The 6,080-nt window shown below is 38.7% G+C and carries 6 protein-coding genes and 2 rRNA genes; 2 read left to right on the top strand and 6 right to left on the bottom strand.

The features are described 5' to 3' along the window. The first annotated feature begins 140 nt into the window (after positions 1–140). Positions 141–1,226, top strand: a complete 1,086-nt coding sequence (locus K8S13_RS09925) for an Lrp/AsnC ligand binding domain-containing protein (RefSeq protein ID WP_291462287.1) — start codon at positions 141–143, stop codon at positions 1,224–1,226. 8 nt (positions 1,227–1,234) lie between these two features. On the opposite strand, the gene K8S13_RS09920 is transcribed toward K8S13_RS09925, so the two are convergent. The 4 genes from K8S13_RS09920 to K8S13_RS09905 form a co-directional block, all read right to left on the bottom strand. Next, positions 1,235–2,146: an MBL fold metallo-hydrolase gene (locus tag K8S13_RS09920; RefSeq protein ID WP_291462286.1), complete on the bottom strand. Its 912-nt coding sequence runs from the start codon at positions 2,144–2,146 to the stop codon at positions 1,235–1,237. Between the two features lie 35 nt (positions 2,147–2,181). Next, a complete protein-coding gene (locus K8S13_RS09915; RefSeq protein WP_291462285.1) occupies positions 2,182–2,493 on the bottom strand; it encodes a hypothetical protein in 312 nt (103 codons plus the stop codon). 121 nt (positions 2,494–2,614) lie between these two features. Further along, entirely contained in the window at positions 2,615–3,088 is a 474-nt protein-coding gene (locus tag K8S13_RS09910; protein ID WP_291462284.1) for a methylated-DNA--[protein]-cysteine S-methyltransferase, read from the bottom strand. 66 nt (positions 3,089–3,154) lie between these two features. Beyond that, positions 3,155–4,480, bottom strand: coding sequence for a DUF945 family protein (locus tag K8S13_RS09905; RefSeq protein WP_291462283.1), 1,326 nt, complete (start codon positions 4,478–4,480; stop codon positions 3,155–3,157). A gap of 140 nt (positions 4,481–4,620) precedes the next feature. On the opposite strand from K8S13_RS09905, the gene K8S13_RS09900 reads away from it, so the two are divergent. Then, positions 4,621–5,619, top strand: a complete 999-nt coding sequence (locus K8S13_RS09900) for a Fic family protein (RefSeq protein WP_291462282.1) — start codon at positions 4,621–4,623, stop codon at positions 5,617–5,619. 118 nt (positions 5,620–5,737) lie between these two features. Here the strand turns inward: K8S13_RS09900 and rrf are convergent. Both rrf and K8S13_RS09890 read right to left on the bottom strand, forming a co-directional pair. Next, a 5S ribosomal RNA gene (gene rrf, locus K8S13_RS09895) occupies positions 5,738–5,867 on the bottom strand. Positions 5,868–5,998: 131 nt separating this feature from the next. Further along, a 23S ribosomal RNA gene (locus K8S13_RS09890) occupies positions 5,999–6,080 on the bottom strand; the annotation flags it as partial.

The following is a 6,080-nucleotide window of genomic DNA, read 5'->3' as shown; positions in this document are numbered from 1 at the left end:
ATAATCGATAAAAGAAAACCAGAATTTTTTATCCACGGTCATATTCACAAAGAGTTTAAAAATTATGAAGAAAGAATCACAATAGTCAATACGACAAAAGTGATTAACACCTGTGGGTACACCATTTTAGAGGTCTAACCATGAGTAATTTTTTTAAAAATCTTTTTTCATCTAAAGAAGATGAAGCTGAAAATCACGTCAGTTCCTTTAATGAGCAACATGCACAAGAAGAAGATGTTGGGCTTCTTGATCACGGTATTAAAACCATTGATCTTGAAAAAATTATCGGCAGTGTGGGAAAATATTATGATTTTGACTCCCAGTTCAGACCCAAAAAGCATGTATCAGATAAAAGATTTACCGGTATCAAAAAAGCCATGCGTGACGGAAAGTCTCTACCCCCGATAAAACTCTATCAAATTCGAAATGATTATTATGTTTTGGACGGTAATCACAGAGTTGCAGCAGCAAAAGAGCTGGGACGGTTTGATATCCAGGCAAAAGTGATTGAATTGCTTTCTGCGAAAAATACCATGGAAAACCTTTTATATATCGAGAGAAAAAAGTTTTACGAAAAAACCGGATTGGCGGAAACAATTGGCCTTACAGAGGTTGGAAAATACAATTATTTAGAAAAACAAATCAAAAATCATGAAAATCATCTGACCAATATATCCGGCAAGGAAACTGATTTTAAAAAGGCTGCCAAGGATTGGTACAACACGATTTATACGCCTTTAACCACGATAATAAACAATGGCGGGTTACCCAGGTATTTCCCAAAAAGAAGCGTTGCCGATTTTTACACCTATATAGCCTATCACCATTGGGAGAGAACCTCCAACATGCGATACGGTATTGGTATTGACCGGCTGATCCCAAGGAGCATGGAGGCCTTCAGAACCGCCATGATAGAAAAAACCACGCCTGACTATCCTGAAATGAAACGAACCATTACAGCCTTTATAATGATTAATATCAACACATCAACGGAAATGAAGGTTATAAATAAATTGTTCTCCATCGAGGAAGTCCAGGAGGTTCACTCGGTTCACGGTGCTATTGATATTCTTGTGAAAATCGTCCTGAAAAGGGACTTTCTGGCATCTGATGCTGAAATTATTGCAGAATTTGTGGATCAGCGGATAAGGCGAATCAGCGGGATAAACAGAACCCAAACCATTATCCCGGGAATTTCGAAGATTAAAGAAAGATTTATCTATTAAAACAGGCTTTACCCTTTTGACAATTCCTTAATCTCCGGGAAAAATTTAATTAATCCGCCTTCTTTGATAAGGGCTTCATGATGATTGTACATGGCTGTATCCCACATATTTAAAAATGATCTCATGGGATCTTGAACCTTTTCTTTATCAAAAAAAAACACCCCCTGTCGAATGATATCCTGTTTGCTTATCCCTGCCTCAAGCTTTTGGATAATTTTTTCTTCCCTTTGCTGTATCTGATGAATACAGAGAGCCCATGCCTGTTGAATTCCTTTTTTAAGCATACCGCCATGACTGGTGAGGATTAATTTAACATCCATGCCATCAAGCCTTAAAATAGATTCAACAATTTGTTTAATATTACAGTCAGCCCAGCCATACCATGGACCAAATCGATCAAGTCCCATATCGCCTGAAAACAATATTTTTTCATCAGGAAAATAAAACGATGTATGAGAAGGGGAGTGGCCGGGTGTCTGAACAAGAACGATTTCAGGTGCCATGTCCTTTAATGTGGTCTGTTCGTTGTAGCATTCATAGACTTTAAGCGGTTTGTATCCCAGGCGGTTCTCCACAAAATCCTTCCATTTTTCCGACATACCGAACGGCCCGGCTGTATGTTCAATTACAAAGTCAAGGGATGTCAGATACGGTTCTTCCGCTTCCGGGATAAAGACCACCGCATCTGAACAGGAATTTACATGGCGGATCCAGATGGAATGATCAAGATGATAATGAGTGATGATGGCTACATCGGGTTTTTCTTCTTCTATCAAACCGGGTGTTATTTTCGCACCCATATTCATATCAATCAATACTTTATTTTTTGACTGGACAATGATCCCGGCACAGGATGTAAAATTAACCATGGAATCCGGTTCCACATAGGTGATTTTATCTGTAATTTTTGTTCTTTTCATTTTCCTTCATACAAATAAATATGGTCTGATCAACTTTATTCAAGAATCAAAAGCCCGACCAGCATATGATCCTGGTGCTTTCCCGGGTCAGGATCTGAGATATGTTTTATTTGCGTTCGGTGGGATACAGGATTGGCCGTTGCTTCATCCGGATAATATCTCATATCCAGAACATCCCCTGTATTGATATGCTTAAGCACTTTAGAGTCTTTCCGGACTATTATACCAAGTCCTTTTGAAGAGAAATCCCTTAGCTTGAAATGATAAGCCATTGAATTATTTCCGGGTATAAATTCAACACTGGCATTTTCCCGGCTTTCTGTTCTTGTTTCAATCCGTAAGTTCATTTTTTCCTTATGTTCAGAATCATTTTTCACTAATATTTAAAATTCCTTTCAAAAAGAAGAGTACTCTATAACTTAAATGATCCTTTTTCACTAATAAATCAATGCTTTATTTATTAAAGTATCATTTTTTATTTCTTTTCTCCAGTTCCAGTAATTTTTTTTTAACTTCAAGCCCACCGCCAAAACCGGTCAGGCTTCCATTTTTACCGATAACCCGGTGACAAGGTATAATTATTGGAATCGGATTTTTCCCGTTTGCCATTCCAACAGCCCTTGATGCATTGGGGTTTTTGATTCTTTTTGCCAGCTCACCATAGGATATGGTTTCTCCGTATGGGATTCTCACAAGTTCCTGCCAGACCGTTTTTTGAAAATCCGTACCCTGAATATTTAATTCAAGATCAAACCTTGTCAGCCCCCCTTTAAAATAGGCCTCAAGTTGAAAAAGGGCCTCCATAAATTTTTCTTTTGAATAAATCCAATCTTTTTTTGGTTCAACCCTCATCTTCCCCAGGGGAAAATGCAAACTCTCCAACAATTCATTGCCGTTCAGCAAAAGCGTTCCCAAAGGGGATTCAAACTCACAATAATACATTTTATCTCCACGGTAAAATTTCAACAGTGTTTATTATTAAAACAAATTTACTCTTTTGAAAAGTAATTAGTTTAGCAACACTTCTTTTCCGTTTAAGAACAGTTTCCCTGCCCTTGTTTCTGCCTTATGGGTCAAATTATCCCCGTTTTTTATGAACAAGCCGGTCTGCATCCCGGGATATATTGGTGCGAGCAGCCACTGATTCTCACCACCCAGTTCACAGGGCAGGCTGACATCGGACTTTAAAAAGAAAATATCAAGCGCTGCTGCCGGCTGCATCATGACAGGAATGAACTGGACCATGGTCATATCCTTTTTCAGGCTTAATGTGACATCCCCTTTAATTTTTCCTTGAGGCAATTGAGCCCTCAAATCTGAAATTTGGATTTCAAACCCTTTCTTTAAAAATTTCTCGTATACCCCAACCATTTGAAGTCCCACCGAAGCCATCTGTTTTTCAACAACCCTTTTCAGTGTATCAGTATGGTATTGTGATGCAGCAATCTCCTCTATGGCATCGTTCATCATTGGTAAATATAAGTTCATAAAGTCTTTATATCCCAGGGCATCTATACGGTTTACCCCAATTTGAACAGAGGCATTATTGATATTGCCCTGACCGGATGAAATTCTGTCAATACCCGATTCCACTCCAATGGATAATGACTGTTCTGTCTCATTATAATCCAGGGTATAATCACACTTTAAATTTATGAGAACAAACTCTTTATTGCCGTCATCTGCTTTGATATTTTCAGCTGCAAAAGACAGATTGCCATCCCAGATACAGGCGGACACTTTTTCCATTTTCGAACTAAAAGAAAGGTTGTCCATCCTGATTTTTCCAGGAACTAAGCATCCTGCCCAGGTTATTTCAGACAAATAGTTTTTCAACCCCTTATCAACTGTAATCAACATTTTTCCGGGCATTATCTCAACGACAACACTGCCATCTTTAAATGAAAAAGCATCCAATGCAAGTGTTGATTCAATATTGCCTGAAAGTTTATATTCGGTTTTAATATTAAGAGGATTTTTTCCATTAAGTTTATTATTCACAAAATTTTTAAACCATTTATTTTTCTCCAGACTTGTTGTTGATACAATACTTGTAAACCTGTGATCTGCATGGTCTACAAATATGATTTCCTCAACACTGTATATTGTTTTGAGGGCTCCCAGTTTAATTTTCCATTCAATCTGAGAAGAGGAAAAATTCCTGTCATACTGACTGATTTCAACAGAAAGATCAGATCCTGTATCTGTATAGATCTGGTTGATATCGCTGAAAGATCGTTTTACGATTCGCTCCATCATAATCCCGCTGAAAAGTGGTGCTCCAACCCCAGCAATGATGATGATCAAACCAACAGCAAACATAATTTTTTTCATATCCGGTCCTTATTTTGTCTTTTTGACATAGTCTGGATGCTGAATTGCCTATAATCAAAACAAATCAAAGTCAAGATATTTTCATATTATAAATTGCTTAAATTCCTTGAAAACAACCCTGGTTTATGCAAGATAAGAGTATGATGTCTAAACCCTATACACCGCCATATATAGTTACTCCCAATATGGTCCGGCTTGTCGAAATCATTGGTGAAAGCATAGGACGTATTTCCATGGCTCCAAATATCTCAATCAAACCTCATTTACGGCGGAATAACCAAATAAAAACCATTCAGGCTTCTTTAAATATCGAAGGAAACACCCTTAATCTTGAACAGGTCACTGCCGTGCTTGAAGGGAAACGGATTTTAGGTTCAGCCCGGGAAATCCAGGAGGTTTATAATGCTTTTACTGCTTATGACCGAATTGAAGATTGGAACCCGTGTCATGTATCACATCTTTGTGAAGCCCATGGTAAAATGATGAAGGGGCTGGAAGAAAACTGCGGAAAATTCAGAAGTACAGGTGTCGGTATCCACCGAAAAAGTGAAATCGTGCATATAGCCCCACCGGCCAAAAAGGTCCCAGACCTGATCAATGATTTGTTCGGATGGTTAAAAAATAGTCCTGATCACCCTTTAATCAAGGGTGCTGTGATGCATTACGAACTTGAGTTTATTCATCCTTTCATGGATGGCAATGGACGCATCGGTCGTCTATGGAACACACTTATCCTGGGAAAATGGAAACCACTTTTTTACCTTCTGCCCGTAGAATCTGTGATCAGAGATCGACAAAAAAAATATTATGAAGCCTTAAAAAATTCTGATGCAAAAGGAGAGTCCACACCTCTGGTAGAATTTCTTTTAGAGGCCATCCATTTTGCCTTAAAAGAATTAACCCCCCAAGTTACCCCCCAAGCTACCCCCCAAGTTGAAAAACTTGTGAAAGCGATTACCCAAGAAATGAACCGTGTCCAGTTGATGGAAGCCTTATCTCTTAAGGACAGAAAATATTTTTCCACGGCCTATCTTCAACCTGCCCTGAAAGCAGGACTAGTTGAAATGACCATACCGAAAAAACCCCGAAGCAGTAACCAAAAATACCGTCTCACAAATAAAGGGTCGTTGTTAAGGTAACCACATTTTTTGCTGCTCGGCATTCATCTTTATGGAAATTAAATGCCCTATGAAAAATTCTCAAAAACGCAAAAAGCCCAGGCCATTAAAATAATGGTCTGGGCTTTTTCAAAGAATAATCTGGCAGCGTTCTACTCTCCCACACAGTCTCCCATGCAGTACCATCGACGCTAAAGAGCTTACCAAAACATATAATCGGGCGTGTTCGAGATGGGTACGGGTGTGACCTCTTTGCCATAGCTACCAGATTAAAAGGGTCGGATCCTGAACTTTTGAAGGATATAAATCGTTACATGTCCAATAAATCCTGGTATTTATAATTAGTTGCAGTAAATTTAATATGTCCGCACTAAAGCGTTTAAAGTTATTGGGGTAAGAAGTGGCTAAGCCTCACGACCTATTAGTACCAGTTAGCTGAACACATTACTGTGCTTACACACCTGGCCTATCAACCTTGTAGT

The organism is Desulfobacula sp. (assembly GCF_021107415.1).
This window is presented reverse-complemented; position numbering and strand designations above follow the sequence as displayed.